The organism is Methylosinus sp. DMC45, assembly GCF_056313885.1.
This window is the reverse complement of record NZ_JBQUZK010000033.1, coordinates 191,444-212,612: the sequence shown is the minus strand read 5'-3', so window position 1 is coordinate 212,612 and position 21,169 is coordinate 191,444. Positions and strand designations below refer to the sequence as shown.

18 protein-coding genes are annotated in these 21,169 nt (G+C 65.5%); 10 read left to right on the top strand and 8 right to left on the bottom strand.

The window, feature by feature from the left end:
• Positions 1-148: 148 nt before the first annotated feature.
• The gene (gene katG / locus ACT53T_RS07850; RefSeq protein ID WP_476160832.1) at positions 149-2,326 is read left to right on the top strand and encodes a catalase/peroxidase HPI; all 2,178 of its coding nucleotides are present in this window, start codon (positions 149-151) and stop codon (positions 2,324-2,326) included.
• Between the two features lie 54 nt (positions 2,327-2,380).
• Here katG and ACT53T_RS07845 read toward each other — a convergent pair whose 3' ends face one another.
• Positions 2,381-3,586, bottom strand: coding sequence for a bifunctional 2-C-methyl-D-erythritol 4-phosphate cytidylyltransferase/2-C-methyl-D-erythritol 2,4-cyclodiphosphate synthase (locus ACT53T_RS07845; RefSeq protein ID WP_476160793.1), 1,206 nt, complete (start codon positions 3,584-3,586; stop codon positions 2,381-2,383).
• A gap of 147 nt (positions 3,587-3,733) precedes the next feature.
• On the opposite strand from ACT53T_RS07845, the gene dusB reads away from it, so the two are divergent.
• From dusB to ACT53T_RS07800, 9 genes are all read left to right on the top strand, one after another.
• Positions 3,734-4,738, top strand: coding sequence for a tRNA dihydrouridine synthase DusB (gene dusB, locus ACT53T_RS07840; protein ID WP_476160792.1), 1,005 nt, complete (start codon positions 3,734-3,736; stop codon positions 4,736-4,738).
• Positions 4,739-4,799: 61 nt separating this feature from the next.
• Positions 4,800-6,038, top strand: coding sequence for a two-component system sensor histidine kinase NtrB (locus tag ACT53T_RS07835; protein ID WP_018265367.1), 1,239 nt, complete (start codon positions 4,800-4,802; stop codon positions 6,036-6,038).
• 25 nt (positions 6,039-6,063) lie between these two features.
• Positions 6,064-7,542: a nitrogen regulation protein NR(I) gene (gene ntrC / locus ACT53T_RS07830; RefSeq protein ID WP_018265368.1), complete on the top strand. Its 1,479-nt coding sequence runs from the start codon at positions 6,064-6,066 to the stop codon at positions 7,540-7,542.
• A gap of 83 nt (positions 7,543-7,625) precedes the next feature.
• On the top strand, positions 7,626-9,890 hold the full coding sequence (locus tag ACT53T_RS07825; protein ID WP_476160791.1) for a sensor histidine kinase NtrY-like: 2,265 nt from the start codon (positions 7,626-7,628) through the stop codon (positions 9,888-9,890).
• Between the two features lie 12 nt (positions 9,891-9,902).
• The gene (ntrX, locus tag ACT53T_RS07820) at positions 9,903-11,267 is read left to right on the top strand and encodes a nitrogen assimilation response regulator NtrX (protein ID WP_476160831.1); all 1,365 of its coding nucleotides are present in this window, start codon (positions 9,903-9,905) and stop codon (positions 11,265-11,267) included.
• A gap of 262 nt (positions 11,268-11,529) precedes the next feature.
• Positions 11,530-11,799 (top strand): RNA chaperone Hfq, encoded by a 270-nt coding sequence (gene hfq, locus ACT53T_RS07815; protein ID WP_018265371.1) that lies wholly within the window; start codon positions 11,530-11,532, stop codon positions 11,797-11,799.
• Between the two features lie 123 nt (positions 11,800-11,922).
• Positions 11,923-13,314, top strand: a complete 1,392-nt coding sequence (gene hflX, locus ACT53T_RS07810) for a GTPase HflX (RefSeq protein WP_476160790.1) — start codon at positions 11,923-11,925, stop codon at positions 13,312-13,314.
• A gap of 55 nt (positions 13,315-13,369) precedes the next feature.
• The gene (locus ACT53T_RS07805; protein WP_018265373.1) at positions 13,370-13,696 is read left to right on the top strand and encodes a DMT family transporter; all 327 of its coding nucleotides are present in this window, start codon (positions 13,370-13,372) and stop codon (positions 13,694-13,696) included.
• A 10-nt stretch (positions 13,697-13,706) separates the two neighbouring features.
• Positions 13,707-14,360 (top strand): glutathione S-transferase family protein, encoded by a 654-nt coding sequence (locus ACT53T_RS07800; RefSeq protein WP_476160789.1) that lies wholly within the window; start codon positions 13,707-13,709, stop codon positions 14,358-14,360.
• Between the two features lie 16 nt (positions 14,361-14,376).
• On the opposite strand, the gene mazG is transcribed toward ACT53T_RS07800, so the two are convergent.
• From mazG to ACT53T_RS07765, 7 genes are all read right to left on the bottom strand, one after another.
• On the bottom strand, positions 14,377-15,195 hold the full coding sequence (gene mazG / locus ACT53T_RS07795; protein WP_476160788.1) for a nucleoside triphosphate pyrophosphohydrolase: 819 nt from the start codon (positions 15,193-15,195) through the stop codon (positions 14,377-14,379).
• A 304-nt stretch (positions 15,196-15,499) separates the two neighbouring features.
• On the bottom strand, positions 15,500-16,168 hold the full coding sequence (locus ACT53T_RS07790) for a cold-shock protein (RefSeq protein WP_400767798.1): 669 nt from the start codon (positions 16,166-16,168) through the stop codon (positions 15,500-15,502).
• Between the two features lie 587 nt (positions 16,169-16,755).
• Positions 16,756-17,553: an MBL fold metallo-hydrolase gene (locus tag ACT53T_RS07785; RefSeq protein WP_476160787.1), complete on the bottom strand. Its 798-nt coding sequence runs from the start codon at positions 17,551-17,553 to the stop codon at positions 16,756-16,758.
• The gene (locus ACT53T_RS07780) at positions 17,550-18,350 is read right to left on the bottom strand and encodes a TatD family hydrolase (RefSeq protein WP_400767802.1); all 801 of its coding nucleotides are present in this window, start codon (positions 18,348-18,350) and stop codon (positions 17,550-17,552) included. Before ACT53T_RS07780 ends, ACT53T_RS07785 begins: the two co-directional genes overlap by 4 nt.
• A 134-nt stretch (positions 18,351-18,484) precedes the next feature.
• Positions 18,485-18,997 carry a hypothetical protein gene (locus ACT53T_RS07775; RefSeq protein WP_400767803.1) on the bottom strand — a complete coding sequence of 171 codons (513 nt, stop codon included), beginning with the start codon at positions 18,995-18,997 and terminating at the stop codon, positions 18,485-18,487.
• Between the two features lie 13 nt (positions 18,998-19,010).
• Positions 19,011-20,585, bottom strand: a complete 1,575-nt coding sequence (metG, locus tag ACT53T_RS07770; protein ID WP_476160786.1) for a methionine--tRNA ligase — start codon at positions 20,583-20,585, stop codon at positions 19,011-19,013.
• Between the two features lie 68 nt (positions 20,586-20,653).
• On the bottom strand, positions 20,654-21,169 hold the full coding sequence (locus tag ACT53T_RS07765) for a DNA-deoxyinosine glycosylase (protein ID WP_476160785.1): 516 nt from the start codon (positions 21,167-21,169) through the stop codon (positions 20,654-20,656).

The window sequence follows — 21,169 nt, the reverse complement described above, 5'->3', positions numbered from 1 at the left end:
AATTTTACCTAATCGATTTCGCGTCTTATAGCAAGCTGAGCGGGGGCGCGACGAGGAGGAAAATGCGATGGAAAAAACGACGGAGAGGGCCGGAAGGTCACGCTTGCGCAGCGACTTGCGGCGATTTCTGCGGACGACGGCCGCGGCGATGGCGATCGTCGTCGGCGCGACGCTGGCCGCCTCGGCCGAGGGCGCGCCGCATCCCAATCAATTCTGGTGGCCGGACCAGCTCGATCTCTCGCCGCTGCGCCGCAACGCCGCGGAATCGAATCCGCTCGGCAAGGATTTCGACTATGCGAAGGCGTTCCAGTCGCTCGATCTCGCCGAGGTGAAGAAGGACATAGAGGCCGTGTTGACGACCTCGCAGGACTGGTGGCCGGCGGACTATGGCAATTACGGGCCTTTCTTCATCCGCATGGCTTGGCACGGCGCGGGAACCTATCGCATTCACGACGGCCGTGGCGGCGCGAGCGGGGCGCAGCAGCGCTTCGAGCCGCTCAACAGCTGGCCGGACAACGCCAATCTCGACAAGGCGCGGCGTCTGCTGTGGCCGGTGAAGAAGAAATATGGCCAGAAGCTCTCCTGGGGCGATCTCATGGTGCTGACCGGCAATGTCGCCATGGAGAAGATGGGCTTTGCGACCTTCGGCTTCGGCGGCGGCCGCAGCGACGATTGGGAGCCCGATCTCGTCTATTGGGGCGCGCCCAAATTCATGGGCAATAATCGCGACAAGAGCGGCGCGCTGGAAAAACCCTTGGGCGCCGTCCAGATGGGCCTCATCTATGTCAATCCCGAGGGGCCGAATGGCGTGCCGGACCCGCTGGCCGCGGCCAAGGACATAAGAGAAGCCTTCGGCCGCATGGCGATGAACGATGAGGAGACCGTCGCGCTGATCGCCGGCGGCCATACTTTCGGCAAGGCGCATGGCGCCAAATCGCCGGCCAAATGCGTACGCCCCGCGCCGGCGGGCGAAAAGATCGAGGCGCAAGGCCTCGGCTGGGCCAATCGCTGCGGCTCCGGCAAGGGCGCGGATACGATCACCAGCGGGTTGGAAGGCGCCTGGTCGGTCGATCCGGTCTCCTTCACCACGCAATATCTGGACAATCTCTTCGGCCATGAGTGGATCAAGACCAAGAGCCCGGCCGGCGCGACGCAATGGAAGCCCAAGGATGCGGAGGACGTCGTCCCCGATGCGCACGAGCCCGGCAAGGCGCATCCGCTGATGATGTTCACCACCGATCTGGCGCTGAAATTCGACCCCGAATACGCCAAAATCGCCAAGCGCTTCCATGACGATCCCAATGCGTTCAAGCTGGCTTTCGCCAAGGCATGGTTCAAGCTGACGCACAGGGATATGGGGCCGCGTTCGCGCTATCTCGGCGCGCTGGTTCCGAAGGAGGAGCTGATCTGGCAGGATCCTGTGCCCGCGATCGACTACAAGCCGATCGAGGCCGCGGACATCGCCGGATTGAAGTCGAAAATCCTCGCTTCGGGCCTCACCGACGCCGAGCTGATCCGAACGGCCTGGGCCTCGGCGGCTTCGTTCCGCGGCACGGATAAGCGCGGCGGCGCCAATGGCGCGCGCATTCGCCTCGCGCCGGAGAAGGATTGGGCCGTCAACGACCCCGCCGAGCTGGCGAAGGTCGTGAAGGCGCTGGAGGAGGTGAAGGCCGGCTTCGACAAGGGGCGCGCCGACGGCAAGCGCGTGTCGATCGCCGATCTCATCGTGCTCGGCGGCTCCGCCGCGATCGAGGACGCCGCCAAAAAAGCCGGCGTCACGATCGAGGTTCCGGTCTCGACAGGGCGCGCGGACGCGACGCAGGCGCAGACGGATGTCGAATCCTTCGCGGTTCTCGAGCCGAAAGCCGACGGCTTCCGCAACTACTTCGCCAAAGGCGGCGAGAAATCGCCGGTGGAGGCCTTGGTCGATCGCGCGAGCCTGCTGGAGCTCACCGTCCCCGAGACCGCCGTTCTCGTCGGCGGAATGCGGGTCCTCGGCGCGAATGAGGGGAATTCGCGGCTCGGCGTCCTCACCTCGCAGCCGGGCGTGCTGAGCAACGCGTTTTTCGTCAATCTGCTCGACATGTCCACGCAATGGAAGAAGTCGACCGAGACGGAAGGCGTCTATGAAGGACGCGACCGCAAGAGCGGCGCGCTCAAATGGACGGCGAGCGCTGTCGATCTGATCTTCGGCTCCAATTCCGAGCTGAGGGCGGTGGCGGAAGTCTACGCCTCGGACGACGCGAAAGAGAAGTTCGTGCGCGACTTCGTCGCCGCATGGGTCAAAGTGATGAATCTGGACCGCTTCGACTTGCGCAAGTCGTAATCGACGAAACGCCGGCCGGACTCCGCCCCTCGGAGCTCGGCCGGCGAAATTCGTTCATGCAGCGGAATTCGGCAGCCGCACTGTCGCCAGCGCCAGCGCCGCCATGCCCTCCTGCCGCCCGGTGAAGCCGAGGCGCTCGGAGGTCGTGGCCTTCACGGCCACGCGGCCGATGTCGACCTCCATGATTTTCGCGAGGCTCTCGCGAATGGCGTCGCGATGCGGGCCGATCTTGGGCGCCTCGCAGACGATGGTCGCGTCGACATGGGAGATGATCCCACCGCGCTCGCGCACGCGCTTTGCCGCGAAAGCCAGGAAGATGGAGGAGGGCGCCCCTCTCCATTGCTGGTCCGAGGGCGGGAAATGTTTTCCGATGTCGCCATCGGCCAGCGCGCCGAGCAGAGCGTCGGTGATCGCGTGGGCGAGCACATCGGCGTCGGAATGGCCGGCGAGGCCGTGGGTGTGCGGCACCGGAACGCCGCCGAGCCAGACCTCGGCGCCCTCGCCGAAAGCGTGGACGTCATAGCCCTGGCCGGTGCGAATGTCGGAGAGGTCGCCCAGCAATGCGTTTTGCGCGCGCAAGAAATCCTCCGGCGTGGTGAGCTTGAAATTGGCGGCGTCGCCCGGGAACACATGGACCTTGTGGCCGGCGGCCTCCGCGACCATGCCGTCGTCGGTGAGCTCGCCGCCGCCGCTCGCGACCTTGCGATGCGCCTCGAGAATCAGCGGAAAGGCGAAGGACTGCGGCGTCTGCACGAAGCGCAAGCTCGCTCGGTCGGGAGTGGCGATGACGACGCCCTCGGCGTCGATCTGCTTCACTGTGTCGGCGAGGGGCAGGCCCGGCACCGCCGCGCCATGAGCGCGCGCGGCCTCTATGGCCCTGGCGACGAGAGCCGGATCGGCGAAGGGCCGCGCGGCGTCCTGGATCAGCACGATCTCCGGCGCAGGGGAGAGGGCCGCCAGCGCCTCGAGCCCATTGCGCACGCTCTGCTGGCGCGTCGCGCCGCCGATCGCCGGCTCCAGCAGCCGCGCACGCGCGCTGTCCGAAAGCTCGGCGACGCCGCCGCGATAGAGCTCGGCGTCGTCGGCGTGGATGGCGACGATCAGCCGCGCCTGCGGCGCGGCCCGATGCATGGCTTCGAGCGTGCGCGCCAGCACAGACTTGCCGAGAAGCGAACGATATTGTTTTGGAAGGCCGTCGCCCGCCCGCACGCCGCGGCCGCCGGCGACGGTGAGGATCGCAATGGTCGAGGATGAGCTCATAGGAGGTTCCTCTCCCGCTTTTTCGGCTTCGCGTCAATTTTCACTATTCTCGGGGATGTACGCATTGCGTACGTATGACAGTCTGCATATAGTGTAGGCACGATGACAACTGATGAATTTATAGGCGAGACCATAGGAGCCACGCCTTTGCGCATCGGTTCGCTTCATCTCGAGGGGCGCGCCTTTCTGGCGCCTATGGCCGGCGTGACCGATCTCGCCATGCGGCGGATCGCATTGCGTTTCGGCGCTTCCGCAGCGGTCGGCGAGATGGTCGGGGCGAGCGCGCTGGCGCGCGGCGACGTCGAGGCCCGTCAGCGGCTGGACGGCTCCGGCATAGACGCCCATATCGTGCAGATAGCGGCGCGCGATCCCGCCGGCATAGCCGAGACGGCGCGCCACGCCGAGGCCGCGGGAGCGAGGCTGATCGACATCAACATGGGCTGCCCCTGCAAGCGCGTGACCGGCGGCCTCGCCGGCGCGGCGCTGATGCGCGAGCCGGCGCTCGCCGCCGAGCTGGTCCGCGCCGCCGTCGGCGCGGTTTCCGTTCCGGTGAGCGTCAAAATGCGGCTCGGCTGGGACGACTCCAGCCGCAACGCCGCCGAGCTGGCGCGGCTGGTGGAGGCGGAGGGCGCCGTCATGGTGACGGTTCACGGCCGCACCCGCGCGCAATTCTACGAGGGCAAAGCGGATTGGCAGGCGATCGCCGCGGTCAAGGCCGCCGTAAAAATTCCGGTCGTGGCCAATGGCGATTGCGCCTCGCCGCAGGACGCCGCGGCGATGCTCGCGGCCTCCGGCGCCGATGCGGTGATGGTGGGGCGGGCGGCGATGGGCCGGCCCTGGCTCGTCGGCGACATCGCCCATTTTCTCGCCGCCGGGCGTCGCCGCGCGGCGCCCTCCGCCGTCGCGCGAATGGAGGCGGCGCTCGAGCATTTGGACGGTCTGCTGACCGCCATGGGCGCTAATTTGGGCCTGCGCCATGCGCGCAAGCATCTCTCCGCCTATGCCGAGCAGGCGGAGGGGGACGCGGAACAGCGCGCCCGTCTCCGACGGGCCATGCTCGCTTCGTCCTCGGCCGAGGAGGTTCATGGCCTTCTTCGCCTTTTGTTCTCGCTCGAGCCGGCGCGAGGGGATCCGGCTCCGGCATATTGCTGACGCGTATGTCCCGTAGAGGCTCGGCGCGCGCTTCGCGCCAGAGGAGTTCCGAGGTGTCGAGATGACCGCCGAATCCAATCCGCACCGGCGCAAGAGCGCGCTCGCCACGCCCGTCGGCGCGCGGCTGCGCGTGATCGCCGATGATAATCGCGCCTGCATCCTCGAAGCATTGCCCAATGTGATCCTGGCGATCCGCCCGGACGGCGTGATCGTCGACGCCAACGCCGCGGCGGAATCCTTTTTCGAGATCGGCAAGCCGATCCTCATCGGCCAGGAGCTGAGCCGTCTCGTGCCCTTCGGCTCGCCGATTCTCGCGCTGATCGAGCAGGTGCGCGAGCGCGGCTCGGCGATCAATGAATATCGCATCGACCTCGGCCGCCCCGGCGCGGAGGGTGAAAGACGCGTCGATGTGCATTGCGCGCCGCTGCCGGACAGCGAAGGCGGCGTTCTGGTCGTGCTGCAAGAGCGCACAATTGCCGATAAAATAGACAGGCAGCTGACCCATAGGGGGGCGGCGCGCACTGTTTCTGGGCTGGCGGCAATGCTCGCGCATGAGATCAAGAATCCGCTATCGGGCATTCGCGGCGCCGCGCAGCTGTTGGAAAGCTCGGTGGGGGACGCCGACCGGGCGCTGACGCGGCTGATCTGCGAGGAGACCGACCGCATCGTCCGCCTCGTGGACCGGATGGAGGTGTTCTCCGACTCGCGGCCGCTGGAGCGCGAGAAGGTCAATATTCATGTCGTGCTGGACCATGTGAAGCGCGTCGCCCGCAGCGGCTTCGCCCGCCACATTCGCTTCATCGAGAATTACGACCCCTCGCTGCCGCCGGTCGCCGCCAATCGCGACCAGCTGGTCCAGGTCTTTCTCAATCTGGTCAAGAATGCGGCGGAGGCGATCGGCGACTCGATAGACGGCGAGATCGAGCTGTCCACCGCCTTCCGGCCGGGGGTCAGCCTGCGCACCGCCGGCGACAAGCGCCCGGTGGGGCTGCCGCTGGAATTCTGCGTGCGCGACAATGGCCGCGGCGTCTCCGAGGACATAGCCGCGCATTTGTTCGATCCCTTCGTCACCACGAAGACTTCTGGAACTGGCCTCGGACTTGCACTGGTGGCCAAGATCGTCAATGACCACGGCGGCATCGTCGAATGCGAATCTCACCCGAGGCGTACCACTTTCCGTATTTTGATGCCGATGTATCGCAACAAGGACGAGGAGAAGAGAGCGGACGAGCGACGAGCCAGACGACAACATTCCGCCGCCGAGGGAACAGAGCCTGCGCCGACAGAGCGCCGCTCGTGAGAACGATCTGCTGGAGAAAAATCCGATGACCCACGGCGAGATTCTGGTCGCCGACGACGACGCCGCGATCAGAACTGTGGTGGCGCAGGCGCTTTCGCGCGCCGGCTATGAGGTGCGCACCACCGGAACGGCCGCGACCTTGTGGCGCTGGGTGCAATCGGGCGAGGGCGATCTCGTCGTCACCGATGTGGTGATGCCGGATGAAAACGCCTTCGAGCTGCTGCCGCGCATAAAGAAGCTGCGTCCCGATCTGCCCATCATCGTGATGAGCGCGCAGAACACTTTCATGACCGCGATCCGCGCCTCCGAGCGCGGCGCTTACGATTATCTGCCCAAGCCCTTCGATCTGAAGGAGTTGGTCGGCATCGTCGGCCGCGCCATGGCCGAGCCGCGCAAGAAGAACGAGATCGACGGCCCGGACGATATGGAGGGCATGCCCCTCGTCGGCCGCTCGCAGGCGATGCAGGAGATCTATCGCTCGCTGGCGCGGCTGATGCAGACCGATCTCACCGTCATGATCAATGGCGAGTCGGGCACCGGCAAGGAGCTGGTCGCCCGCGCGCTGCACGACTATGGCAAGCGCAAGAAAGGCCCCTTCGTCGCCATCAACATGGCCGCCATCCCGCGCGATCTCATCGAGAGCGAGCTGTTCGGCCATGAGAAGGGCTCCTTCACCGGCGCCAATCAGCGCTCCATCGGCCGTTTCGAGCAGGCCGAGGGCGGCACGCTGTTCCTGGACGAGATCGGCGACATGCCGATGGAAGCGCAGACACGGCTTTTGCGCGTGCTGCAGCAGGGCGAATATACGACAGTCGGCGGCCGCACGCCGATCAAGACCAATGTCCGCATCATCGCCGCGACCAATAAGGATCTGCGCGCGCTGATTCAGCAGGGCCTGTTCCGCGAGGACCTCTATTTCCGTCTCAACGTCGTTCCGCTGCGCCTGCCGCCGCTGCGCGAGCGCTCCGAGGATATCGCCGACCTCGTGCATCACTTCTTCAAAGTGGCGGCGAGCGAGGGCCTGCCGCAGAAATATATCGAGCAGGCGGCGCTCGACCGGATGAAGCGCTATCGCTGGCCCGGCAATATTCGCGAGCTGGAGAATCTCATTCGCCGACTCGCCGCCCTGCATCCGCAGGAGGTCATCACCGAGGCGGTGGTGGAGCTCGAGCTCGAGCATGAGATGCGTCAAGCCTCGCCCGGCGATCGGTCGCCAGCGGCGACGACCATTCTGGCCGATCTGCCGTCCGATAAGGATGTGACGCTCTCCACCTCGGTCGAGCAGCATCTCGCCAAGCTGTTCCGCGACCATGGCGATCGTCTGCCGCCGCCGGGCCTCTATCACCGCGTCATTCGCGAAATAGAGGTGCCGCTGATCTCCGCCGCGCTCGCCGCGACGCGCGGCAATCAGATCAAGGCGGCGGAGCTTTTGGGCCTCAACCGCAACACGCTGCGCAAGAAGGTCAACGACCTCGACATCCGGCTGATGCGCTCGCCGCGGTAGGGAAGCGCAGACTCCTTCTCCCGTAAACGGGAGAAGGGAGCGCGCGAGATTGCCTCTCCCCGCATCGCGACCTATACAGGCGCATGTCCATGGCGGGAGACATTCAGGCGCCCGAGCCGCCGGCCGCGCCCAGGAAGCGATCCTGGCGGCTGTGGTTCGGGCCGATCGCGGTGGTCGCCGCCGTCGCCTGCGCGCTCGCCACCTTCTTCGTCATGGCCGAGCTCGCGCCCGTGGCGCCGACCAGCGACGTCGTCTATCCGCTCTTCTTCGCCGACGCCGTCGCCCTGGTTCTTCTCGTCGCTCTGGTGCTCGTCAAGGCGGGCACGCTCATCGGCTCCTGGCGGCGCGGCGCCGCGGCGGCGGGGCTGCATATTCGCATCCTCGCCTTCTTTTCCGCCTTGGCGCTGACGCCGGCGATCACCCTCGCCATCGTCGGATCGGTGACGCTCGAGCGCGCGCTAAACCCGCAATTCCTCGCCATGGTGAAAACCTCCGTTCACAGCACGGCCGAGGCGGCGCGCGTGTTCCGCGAGACGCAATGCCGCTCGCTGCTGCAGGAAGCGCAGCTCTCCGCCTCGGATCTCGACCGCGCCCGCGCCATGTTCAACGCCGATCGCGGCCTGTTCCATGAATTCTTCGTCTCGCGGGCGCGCTTCCTCGGCTTTTCCGTGGCGGCGATCGTCAAGACCGACGGGCAGATATTGGAGCGCGTCGATGTGACGGCGGACGGCTCCGCCATCGTCATCGCGCCGCCGGCCTCGGATTTCGAGGATGCGCGCAAGGGCGAGCCGCTCTGCCTCGTCATCGACGACGGGCTCACCTTCGTCGCGCTGCGGCCGCTATCCAGCTTTCCCGACACATTCCTCTATGTGACGCGTCCGGTCGATCCTTTCGGCGTGCAATTCCCGGAGCAGGCGGCGAGCCTCATCGCCACCTATGACGCATTCGAAGCCTATCGCGGCGCGGTGAAGAGGGCGTTCACCGTCATGTACGCCTTGCTGGCCACCATAATGCTGCTGTCGGCCGTTTGGGTCGGGCTCGATTTCGTCGATCGGCTGGTGGCGCCGATTCGCGCGCTCATCGCCGCAACAGATCAGGTTTCCGCCGGCAATCTCGACGTGCGCGTCAATGTCGAGCGCTCGCATGGCGATCTCGCGCGGCTCGGCTCCGTCTTCAACAATATGACCAGCGAGATCGAGCAGCAGCAGAGCCGCCTGCTGGCCGCCAACCACCAGAACGAGGAGCGCCGCCTCTTCACCGAGGCCGTTCTCTCGGGCGTGCCGGCCGCCGTCATCGGCGTCGATGCGGAAGGGCGGATCAATGTGCTGAACCGCTCGGCGGAGGAGCTGCTCATCGGCGGGGCGGGGCCGGATGGGGCAGGGAAGGAAGGCGCTGCGGCGATCGGCGCGCGCGCGGCCGAGGCGCTCCCCGAGATCGCGCCCATTCTGGCCGACGCCGTCGAAGCGTTTCCGCGCGCCATTCAGACGCAGATCAACATAAGGCGCGGCGTCAAGGAGCTGACGCTCGCCGTCCGCGTCACCTCGGCGAGCACGCAGAAAGGCGGCGCGCATTTCGTCGTGACGCTGGACGACATCACCGATCTCGTCACCGCCCAGCGCACCTCCGCCTGGGCCGATGTGGCGCGGCGAATCGCCCATGAGATCAAAAATCCGCTGACGCCGATCCAGCTCTCCGCCGAGCGGCTGAAACGCAAATACGGCAAGCACATCACCTTCGAGCGCGACGTCTTCGACCAATGCACCGACACGATCGTGCGCCAGGTCGACGACATCAAGCGCATGGTCGACGAATTCGCCTCCTTCGCCCGCATGCCCAAGGCGCGGCCGGTGCGCGACGATCTCTGCGATTGCATGCGCCAAGCCTTTTTTCTGACGCGCGTCGCGCATAACGATGTGGAGATGACGCTCAATCTGCCGGAGGCGCCGGTCTTCGCCGTCTTCGATCGAAGGCTGCTGTCGCAGGCGCTCACCAACATAGTGAAGAACGCAGCCGAAGGCATAGAAGCACGCGAGGACGCCGGCGCGCTCGCCGCCAAGCGCATCGACATCAGCCTCGGCGTGCGCGACGACATGGCCGAGATCGACGTCGTCGACAACGGCAAGGGCTTTCCGGCCTTCAACCGGCAGCGCCTGCTCGAGCCTTATATGACGACGCGCGCCGAGGGCACCGGGCTCGGCCTGCCTATTGTCGCCAAGATCATCGAGGACCATGGCGGCCGACTCGAATTGCTCGACGCCCCCTCCGGGACGGGCGCCTGCGTGCGCCTGCTCATTCCGCTCGCCGAGTCGGCGGCGGAGGAAACGCAGGCGCAGGCCCGGATTTCGTGAATGGTGAGGAACATGGTCAGCGACATTCTCATCGTCGACGATGAAGAAGACATCCGAGAGCTCGTCGCCGGCATTCTCGGCGACGAGGGCCATGGCGTGCGCACCGCCAAGGACGCCGATGGCGCGCTGGCCGCGATCGAGCAGCGCCGCCCGCATCTCGTCTTCCTCGATATCTGGCTGCAGGGCTCGCGCCTCGACGGCATGCAGGTGCTGGAGATCGTCCAGAAGCAGCACAAAGACCTGCCGGTGGTGATGATTTCCGGCCACGGCAATATCGAGACCGCGGTCAGCGCCATAAAGCTCGGCGCCTATGATTTCATAGAGAAGCCCTTCAAGGCGGATCGTCTCGTGCTCGTCGCCGAGCGCGCGCTCGAGGCCTCGCATCTGCGCCGCGAGGTGAGTGCGCTGCGCCAGCGCGCCGGCGCCTCGGACCGCATCGTCGGCAGCTCCTTTCCGGCGCATCAGCTGCAACAGGTGATCGCCCGCGTCGCGCCGGTGAATTCGCGCGTGCTCATTACCGGCCAGCCGGGCTCCGGCAAGGAGCTCGCGGCGCGCTGCATTCACGCGGCCTCGCAACGCGCCGCCGGTCCCTTCGTCGTCATCAATGCGGCGACGATCACGCCGGAGAATATGGAAATCGAGCTGTTCGGCAGCGAGGGCGGCGAGGGCGTGCGCAAGATCGGCGCGCTGGAGGAGGCCCATGGCGGCACGCTCTTCCTCGACGAGATCGCCGACATGCCGAAGGACACGCAGGCGAAGATTTTGCGCGTCCTGGTCGAGCAGAATTTTCAGCGGGTCGGCGGAACGGCGCGCGTCGAGGTCGATGTGCGGATCATCTCCTCCTCGGCGCGCGATCTCGCCTCGGCGATAGAGGAGGGCGCGCTGCGCGAGGACCTCTTCCATCGCCTGTCGGTGGTGCCGATTCGTATCCCCTCGCTCGCCGAGCGGCGCGAGGATATCCCCGAGCTCATCGAATATTTCATGGAGCAGGTCTCGGCGACTTCCGGCATGCCGCGCCGCAAGATCAGCGAGGACGCGCTCGCTGTGATGCAATTGCACGATTGGCCCGGCAATATCCGCCAGCTGCGCAACAATGTGGAGCGGCTGATGATTCTGACCGCCGGCGACGCGACGGCGGAGATTTCCGCCGAGATGCTGCCGTCCGAGATCGGCCAGCTCGTTCCCGCCACTCCGGCCGGCGTGCGCGGCGAGAAGCTGATGAGCCTGCCGCTGCGCGAGGCGCGCGAAGTGTTCGAGAGAGAATATCTGATCGCCCAGCTCAATCGCTTCAGCAACAATATTTCCCGAACCGCCGAGTTCATTGGAATGGAGAGATCGGCGCTCCATCGCAAGCTGAAGTCGCTCGCCATCGAATGACGGACAAATCTCGCCGTTACAAGATCTTGCGAAATTTTCCTATTGGCTCTGCGGCGGTTTGGCTCTAGTTGATGCGTTTCGTCTCGTCGTAAACTCGTCGAAACAGCGGGTTACAGGACCGTAAGGGGAGGCCTTTGGCCGCATGAGGGAGTTGCGTCTTGCGCATCGCGCCGACGCGGGCTCTAATGTGCTGTCGGATGGCTATGGACCGATAAGAGCGACGCAAATCGCCCCGATAACGAAGAACAGAACAGGATAGCCGATGTCCTCCGAACGCGCGCAGAATCTGCAAGATACGTTTTTGAATTACGTGCGGAAGAACAAAGTCCCGCTCACGATTTTTCTGGTCAATGGCGTCAAATTGCAGGGCATCGTGACCTGGTTCGACAATTTCTGCCTCCTGCTGCGGCGCGATGGGCATTCCCAGCTCGTCTACAAGCATGCGATCTCGACGATCATGCCCGGCCATCCGATCCATATGTTCGAGCCGGGCGAGGAGGGCGAGCAGAGCCCGCCGGAGCGCCATCGCTGAGCGGGGATTCATCGAGAAGCGGCGTTTTCCGTTTTCTGGTAGGAGTCCGCGCGAGAACTATAAAAGGCTGGCGAGACGCGCGGCGAATCGCCGAGGCGCTCGGCTCGGCGGGTCGAGGTGAGGTTGAACGAAAAAGCATCAGCGTCCGAGGACCGGACGGCCGGCGCGCCCACGAAAGCGCTCGTGGTCGGCCCCTATCCCACGCGGTCGCGCGCTTCGGAGAGCGGAGCCGGGCAGGGGACGGAGCGCGATCCCGTCGCGCGGCTGGCGGAGGCCGTCGGTCTCGCCGAGGCGATCGAGCTCGACATCGTCGGAGAGATCGGCGTCTCGCTGCATGATGTGCGGCCGGCGACCTATCTCGGCAAAGGCAAGGTGGAGGAGATCGCCGAGACGGTGAAAGCCGCGGAGGTCGAGCTCGTCACCATGGATTGCCAGCTCTCGCCTGTTCAGCAGCGCAATCTCGAGAAGGCCTGGGGCGCAAAGGTCATCGACCGCACAGGCCTGATCCTTGAGATTTTCGGCCGCCGCGCCCGCACCAAGGAGGGCTCGCTGCAGGTCGAGCTCGCCCATCTCGCCTATCAGAAATCACGGCTCGTGCGCAGCTGGACCCATCTCGAGCGCCAGCGCGGCGGCTTCGGCTTTCTGGGCGGCCCCGGCGAGACGCAGATCGAGACGGACCGCCGCCTGATCGAGGAGCGCATGGCGCGCATCGAGCGCGACCTCGATCAGGTCAAGCGCACGCGCGGCCTGCATCGCAAGAAGCGGCGCGAGGTTCCCTATCCCGTCGTCGCTCTGGTCGGCTACACGAACGCCGGCAAATCGACGCTGTTCAACCGGCTGACCAAGGCCGGCGTGCTGGCCGAGGACATGCTGTTCGCGACGCTCGATCCGACGCTTCGCCAGATTCGCCTGCCGCATGGCGCCAAAGTGCTGCTCTCCGATACGGTCGGCTTCATCTCCGATCTGCCGACCATGCTGATCTCCGCCTTCCGCGCCACGCTGGAGGAGGTGACGCTCGCCGATGTGATCCTGCATGTGCGCGACGTCTCGCATCCCGATTGGGAGGCGCAGGCCGCCGATGTCGAATCCATTCTCAGCGAGCTCGGCCTGTCCGGCGAGGCGGGAACGCGCATTCTCGAAGTGTGGAACAAGATCGACGCGCTCGACGACGAGATCGTCGCCGCGATGAAGATCGCCGCGCGTGGAAAGAAGAACGTCGATCGGCCGTCTCTCGTCTCGGCGCTGACCGGGGAGGGGCTCAACGCTTTGCTCGAGCGCATTGAGACGCGTCTCGCCGAAGGGCGCATTCAGCTCGAGGTCGAGCTCGATCCCGCCGACGGCGCCGGCATCGCCTGGCTGCACGCCCATACGGAGGTGCTGGATCGCCAGACGCTAGCCGACGGCCGCGCGCGGCTTATCGTGCGCGTCGCGCCGGAGCGATTTGACGGGGTCACGCGCCGCTATCCGCAGGCGGAAGTGCGCGCTCGGGCGTCATCGAAGCGGCGCGCGCGCTAATTCCTCCTCTCGGCGCGTCTCGAGTCCCGAGGCGCTGGAACCGGCGGAACGCATCATGGATCGAATTTATCTGATCGTCGCTATTCTCTCCGAGGTGGTCGGCACCTCGGCGCTCAAGGCGAGCGAGGCTTTTTCCAAGCCGCTGCCGTCGGTCATCGTCGTCATCGGCTATGGCGTGTCGTTTTTTCTACTGTCGCTCGCTCTGCGCAGCATTCCGGTCGCCGTCGCCTATGCGATATGGTCCGGCGTCGGCCAAGCGCTGATCGCCGTCGTCGCCTGGTTCGCTTTCCATCAGCGGCTCAACGCCGGGGAAATGGCCGGCATGGGCCTCATCATCGCCGGCGTCGTCGTGCTGAGCCTGTTTTCCCAGACCGCTCATTGAGGATGTTTCGATGCCGCTCGCCTTGCTCATCGGCAATAAGGGCTATTCCTCTTGGTCGCTGCGCGCTTGGCTGCTGCTGAAGCAGCTCGGAATCGAATTCGAGGAAATATTGGTTCCGCTCTATCAGGCGGACTCCAAGGCAAAGCTCCTCGCCTTCTCGCCGGCCGGCAAGGTTCCGGCGCTGCGCGCCGACGACATTCTCGTCTGGGAATCGCTCGCCATTGTCGAATTCATCGCCGAGCGCTTTCCCGATCTGCCGGTCTGGCCGCGCGATCCGGCGGCGCGGGCTCTGGCGCGCTCGCTCTCGGCCGAGATGCATGCCGGCTTCACCGCGCTGCGCAGCGAATATCCCACCAATTTTCGTCGCGCGCCCGGCGCCATCGCAGCGCCGAGCGCTGCGGCCGCCGCCGATATCGCGCGCATAGACGCCGCCTGGCGCGACGCGCGCGCGCGTTTCGGCGGCCAGAGGCCATTTCTCTTCGGCGAATTCTCCGCCGCCGACGCCATGTTCGCGCCGGTCGTCTGCCGATTCAGGGCCTATCGGCTCGACGTCTCGCCGCCGGCGCAGGATTATATGCGCGCGATCGAGGCGCTGCCGGCCTATCGGGAATGGGTGGAAAGCGGCCGCGCCGAGCCCTGGGTCCTCGAGAAATTCGAGAAGTGACTTCGGCGCGCCGGACTCACTTCCGCTCGGCGGCTTTGGCGGCTTGCCACAGCGCTTCCATCTCGTCGAGCGTCGATTGCTTCGGGCTCTTGCCCTTTTCCGCGAGCGCGCGCTCGATATAGCGGAAGCGCCGCTCGAATTTGGCGTTGGCGCCGCGCAGCGCCTGCTCTGGGTCGGCCCCGACGTGGCGGGCGAGATTGGCGACGGCGAACAGAAGATCGCCGATTTCCTCGACGACGGCGGGCGCATGCGGGGCGCCGCCGACACCCAGCTCCGCCTCCACCTCCAGCGTCTCCTCGCGGATTTTTTCCAGTACGAGACGCGCGTCGGCCCAATCGAAGCCGACCTTTCCCGCTTTTTCCTGAAGCTTCACCGCGCGCGTCAGAGCGGGCAGGGCAGGCGGAACGCCGTCGAGCAGACCGGCGGGCTCTTCTATGCCGCGGCGCTCGGCGCGGGTCTTCTTCTCCTGCGCTTTGATCTCGGCCCATTGAAGGGCGACGTCATCCGCCGAGGCGGCGGATTTGTCGCCGAACACATGCGGATGCCGGCGGATGAGCTTGTCCGAGATCGCCTCTGCCACATCGGCGAAGGCGAAAGCGCCGCCCTCCTCGGCTAATCGGGCGTGAAAGACCACCTGCAGCAGCAGATCGCCGAGCTCGTCGCGAAGATCGCCGAGATCGCCGCGCTCTATGGCGTCGACGACCTCATAGGCCTCCTCGAGCGTGTAGGGAGCGATGCTGGCGAAGTCCTGCTCGAGATCCCAAGGGCAGCCGGTTCCGGGGGTGCGCAAGGCCGCCATTATGCCGAGGAGGCGCGCGATCGCGTCCTGCGTCATCGGCGGACCTCGAAGAGGCGGCAGGGGCGGCGAGAAGCGTGAGCGACGCGTTGTTTTGACGCAGCAGGGCGCGGAAAAAAATGCGAGGAATCCGAAACGCTTTGCTCTAACATGAGTGCCGGATCTCGACTGCGCCCTTGGTCTAACCGCCCTCCGCAGTCGATCCGAGGGTCCGGGGCCAGATTACGCCTTGCAAACGACAGCGCCTCGGACCCGACTTGCGCATCCGAGGTGAGTTCGTCGTCGCCTTTCGGCGCGTAGCCGCAAGCCGGGAACGACTTGCGGCCCACTGATTCTAAAAGCCTCAGTCGAGCGTGATCGACAGCGCTTCGCGACCCTTGGCCGTGTCGACGACCTGCATCGTCACGGGCTGGCCTTCGGCGAGATGATTGACGCCGGAGGGACCGAGGATCGAGATATGGACGAAGACGTCCTTCCCGCCATCATTCGACTGCACGAAGCCGAAGCCCTTGGTCTCGTCGAACCATTTGACCTTGCCGGAGACCGGCACGGCCGTCGACGGATCGGGAGCCTGACGACGTGGCGGCCGATCGAAGCCGCTGCCGCCGCTGCTGCTGCGCGGACGCTCTGCGGTCGCGGTCGAAAGATCGACCTCGAGCACACGAGTGACCTGCTGGCCCTTGACCGAACTCGACACCTGCACCTTCAGCTTCGCTCCGGGCGGCAGGGCGTCATAGCCCGCAGCCTGAACGGCGCCGATATGCAGGAACGCGTCGCCCGTGCCATTGCCGAGCTCCACGAAGCCGAAGCCTTTTTCGGGCTTGAACCATTTGACGACCGCGTCGATCGCGGGCTCGTTCGAGGACGGGGGCGGCGCATCGCCAAATCCACCACCTCCGCCGAATGGCGACCGCGGCGGCCGGCTGGGCCGCGGGCTGTCATAGCCGTATGGGGGGTCGTCGTCGAACCCACGCTTTCTGGGTCCCCGGAAGTCTCGACCTTTGCTGCTCATGTCTTGGTACTCGTCTCCGCCATCCGCCAAAAGACCGCTATAGCCACATGCACGGCCTCTCGCCGGGCGCAAAAGCGCCGACGACGCACGCGTCCGCCGGCGTCTCGCGGAGAGCCGGTTTTGGTGCGTTCGTAAGTGTGCCAGTTGAATGCCATATAGTCCCGCGCAATCGCCTTTTTACCAGGAAGCGGCCCAGTCTGGCTAGATGAATTCGCCAGCATTTTCGAAAAAACCCGAGGCCGCCGCTCACCATGCGACGAATCACAGGGTGAGAACATGGTGATCGAACCCCGGAAAAGTGGCGCGAGCGCGGCAAGAACGCCGCGCATCCGCGCTCGGCTCGCCGCAGCGGCGCGAGGCCTCGAAGGCGAGGGGCCGGACGCTCGACACGCAATGGTCTGAAATCATGGAAGATCGGAAAAATGAAAATCGCATAATCGATATTATGGAACTTAAAATCCATTCGCCTCGAGTCAGGAATGCGGCTCGGCGACGGCGATCGGACAGCGCGCAGATTAGCACGCGCGATATCGGCGCGGCTCAGCTCGATCGGTTCATGGATAATGCGGCTGTTTTGGCCGCCCGGCTCAGCCCAGCTCGATCCGCATTCCGTCGAAGGCCGGAGTCACATTCTCCGGCAGAGTCGCGGCCAGCGCGTCATAGTCGAGATCGACATGCAGATCGGTCAGAATCGCGCGGCGCGGCTTGAAATGGGCGACCCATTCCAGCGCCTCGCCGACGGAGAGATGCGTGCCGTGGCGCTTGTGACGCAGCGCATCGATGATCCAGACGTCGAGCCCCTCGAGATGGCGGAAGCTCTCCTGCGGCACGGAATTGAGGTCCGGCGTATAGGCCAGGCCGCCGATACGAAAGCCGAGCGCGTCCATATCGCCATGGTCGAGCCGGAACGGCATGGCTTCGATGGTTCCGCCGGGACCTTCCACCGTCACCTCGCGGCCGAGATGGATGCGATGCTCGTCGAGCAGCGGCGGATAATAGCTGCCGGGCGGCGTCTTGAAGATGTAATCGAAGCGATCCGTCAGCATTTTCGCCGTCGGCTCGTCCAGATAGGCCGGAATGCGGCGGCCGCTCTCCAGCACCAGGCCGCGCACATCGTCGACGCCATGCGTGTGATCGGCGTGCGGATGAGTGAAGAGGATCGCGTCGATATGGTCGACCTTCGCGTCGATCAATTGCTCGCGCAGATCGGGCGAAGTGTCGACCAGCACATTGGTCCGAGCGTCGCCCTCGGTTCGCGTCGCCAATATCGAGCAGCGTCGGCGGCGATTCCGCGGATTGGCGGGATCGCAGGCGCCCCAGCCCTGGCCGACGCGCGGAACGCCGCCAGAGGAGCCGCAGCCCAATATTGTGACGGCGAGGCTCATTCGGCCGCCCGCCGTGTCTCGATCGGCGTCATTTTGGAGAACAGCGCCAGCGCATTGGCCGTCGTCTGCGCCGCCATTTCCTCGAAGGAGACGCCTTTGGCCGCGGCGAGCGTGCGCGCCGTATCGGCGACATAGGCCGGCTCATTGCGCTTGCCGCGATGCGGGACGGGCGCGAGGAAGGGCGCGTCGGTCTCCACGAGCAGACGTTCCAGCGGCACGTCGCGGGCGATCTCGCGCAGCTCGCCGGAATTCTTGAACGTCACCACGCCGGAAAAGGAGATGTAGAGCCCGAGCTCCACAGCCGTCTCGGCCAGCGCGCGCGAGCTGGTGAAACAATGGAGCAGGGCCTTGAAAGCCCCCTTCCCCATTTCCTCGCGCAGAATTTCGGCGCAATCGGCGTCGGCGTCGCGTGAGTGAATGACGAGCGGCAGCCCGCTCTCGCGCGCGGCGGCGATATGGGTGCGGAAGACGCGATGCGCCAGCTCGCGCGGGGCTTTGTCATAGTGATAATCGAGCCCCGCCTCGCCTATGCCGACGCATTTCTCGTGGCGCGCCAGCTCGACGAGCTCGCCGGCGCTCGCCTCGCGCTCCTCATGGGCGTGGTTGGGATGCGTGCCGACCGTGCAGAACACATCCTCGTAACGCTCGGCTATGGCGGCGATCGCAGCGAATTTCTCGACATGGGTCGAGATGGTGACGAAACGCGCGACCCCCTGCGCCCGTGCGCGCGCCACGACCTCCTCCTGCTCGGGAGCGAAATCGGGGAAGTCGAGATGGCAATGTGTGTCGATCAGCATGGGCTCGGCCTGAACTCTCGGCGTGTCGGCGCCGAACCCTTAACGCGCCCGGCCGGGAATTGGAACGATTCTATTCGGAGGAGGATTCCGCTTCGTTCAGGCGGCGATGCAAGTCTGCGACCAACCGAGCGCCCTCACGAGCATCCGGTGACGAGGCCGTCGCTGCGCCCGGCGCGCAGCGAGCGCGAGACGCGCGTCACCAGCGCATCGAATTTCTTCTTCTGCGACGCAGGATATTCGATCGACACATTGTTCCAGATCTCGCCTCGGCAGGAGAGTAGCGAGCGGCGATAGAAAATGCGGTCGCCCTTCGTGCCGGAGACGACGACCCAATCCTTGCCCTTCTTGGCGTAAGTCACGGTCTCGCCCTCGCCGGGCGCGAGCCGGTCCGCGAATTCCTGGTCCTTCTGAAAGGCGCGATAGCCGCCAGAGACGATGATCTCGGCCTGCTTGTCTGGCGAGGTGAAGACGCGGCCGTCGTCATTCTCCGGCGCTTCGCCCATGGTCCAGCCCTTTGGCACATCGGCTGTCGCGCCGAAGCGGGCGTTGCGATAGGCGATCCAGGCGTCGGCGCGCGACGGGCCGGCGCAGAGCATGGCCGCGACCGTCGCCGTCATCAAAATGAGGCTCGCTCGCGACCGTATCATCTGCGTCTCCCCGTCAGCCTTTGGCGCCTTGCGCCTCGCCCTCCTCCACATAGCGCGGAAAGACCGGCGCGGGCGCCGGCAGCGGCGCGCCCGGGCTCAGCGCATGCGCCTCGCCGGCATGGACGAAATCGCGCGCATCGGCGGGAACGGCGAGCAGATCGAGCAGGCCCGAGGCCGCGGCCGGAATGAAAGGCTGCAACGGAATGGCGAGCCGCCGCAGCGCCTCCGCCGTCACATAGAGGATCGTCTCCATGCGCTTGGGGTCGGTCTTCTTCTTGGCCCAGGGCTCCTCGCCGGCAAAATAGCGATTGGCGTCCCCGACGACACGGAACAGCTCCGCCAGCGCCAGATGCGGCGCATAGGCGTCCATCGTCTCGCGCGCCTTGCCGAGCGCGGCGGAGGCGTCGGCGAGCAGCGCGCGGTCCGCCTCGGTGAATTCGCCGGGGGTCGGGACGACGCCGCCGCAATTCTTGGCGATCATCGACAGAGAGCGCTGCGCCAGATTGCCGAGGTCATTGGCGAGATCGGCGTTGATGCGATTGACGATCGCCTCATGCGAATAATTGCCGTCCTGGCCGAATGGCACCTCGCGCAGGAAGAAATAGCGCAGCTGATCGACGCCATAGCGCTGCGCGAGATCGATCGGGTCGATGACATTGCCGACCGACTTCGACATTTTCTCGCCGCGGCTGAACAGAAAGCCGTGCACGACGATCTGCTTCGGCAAAGCCACGCCGGCCGACATCAGAAAGGCCGGCCAATAGATCGCGTGAAAGCGCGTGATGTCCTTGCCGATGACATGTGCGTTCGCCGGCCAGAAGCGGGCGCGATCCCCCTCCCCGGTCAGAAAGCCGGTCGCGGTGATGTAATTGGTGAGCGCGTCCACCCACACATACATCACATGCGGCGCATTGGTCTGCGGTTTCGGCGGGACGGGAACGCCCCAGTCGAAAGTGGTGCGGCTGATCGAAAGATCGGTGAGGCCGCGCTTCACGAAGGAGACGATCTCGTTTTTATATTTCTCCGGCGTGATGAAATCGGGATGCGCGTCGTAATGGGCGAGGAGCTTGTCCTGATAGGACGAGAGCTTGAAGAACCAGCTCTCCTCCTCCACCCATTCGACCGGCGTGCCGGTCGGCGCGAGCTTCTTGCCCTCGACCTCGGCGATCTCGCCTTCGTCGTAATAGGCCTCGTCGCGCACCGAATACCAGCCGGAATATTTGGCGAGATAAATGTCGCCCGCCGCCTCCATGCGCTTCCATATCTCGAGCGCCGCCTCCGCATGGCGCGGCTGCGTCGTGCGCACGACATCGTCGGCGAGCGCGTTCAGCGTCTCGCCCATGGTCTGGAACTGGCCGGCCGTGCGGTCGGCGAGCTGCTGCGGGGTCAGCCCGTCGCGCTCGGCGGTGCGTTGCATCTTCTGGCCGTGCTCGTCCATTCCGGTCACGAACAGCACGTCGAAGCCGTCGAGCCGCTTGAAGCGCGCGAAAGCGTCGGTCGCGATGCGCTCATAGGCGTGACCGATATGCGGGGCGCCATTCGCGTAAGGAATGGCGGTGGTGATCATGAAGGTCGGACGTTCAGCCATGGGCAAGGGTCTAGCGCGCTTTGCCGCGGCGGGGAAGCGGAAGGCGTGCGGCGCAGCAAAATTCCTGACTAGACGAATTGCGCGAGCGCCGCTCGCCAATGTTCGAGCTTGCGATCGAAGCTCATGGCCGCATGGGCCGGGCTGGTCGAAGGCAAGATCACGCTGGGCGGCGCTGATGCGGCGAGCGTCGGCGCGACCATCCGGCGATAGAGATCGCCCGCCTTGCCGCCATTGAGGCAGACGAGGGCCGTCTGCGGATGCGCCGCTAGAAAGCCGGCTATGTCATTGACGACGACGCTGGCGACGTCGATCTTCTGGTCGAGGCTGCCCAGCCGCCGCCCTTGGGCGCAGACGTCCCACAAAGCGACGCCCCTCTCCGTCAGCCGCGCGAGCCGCTCCTCATAGGGAAGCTCCGGCGCGACGCCGAACAGCCGCCCTATGATCGGCCAGAAGGCGTTGCGCGGCTGCGCGTAATATTGGACGCGCGCCAGAGAGACCTGCCCGGGCAAAGAACCGAGGATCAGCACGCGCGCGTCGGCGCGGGAGACCGGCGGGAAGCCTTTCGAGGTCGGAATAACGTCCAC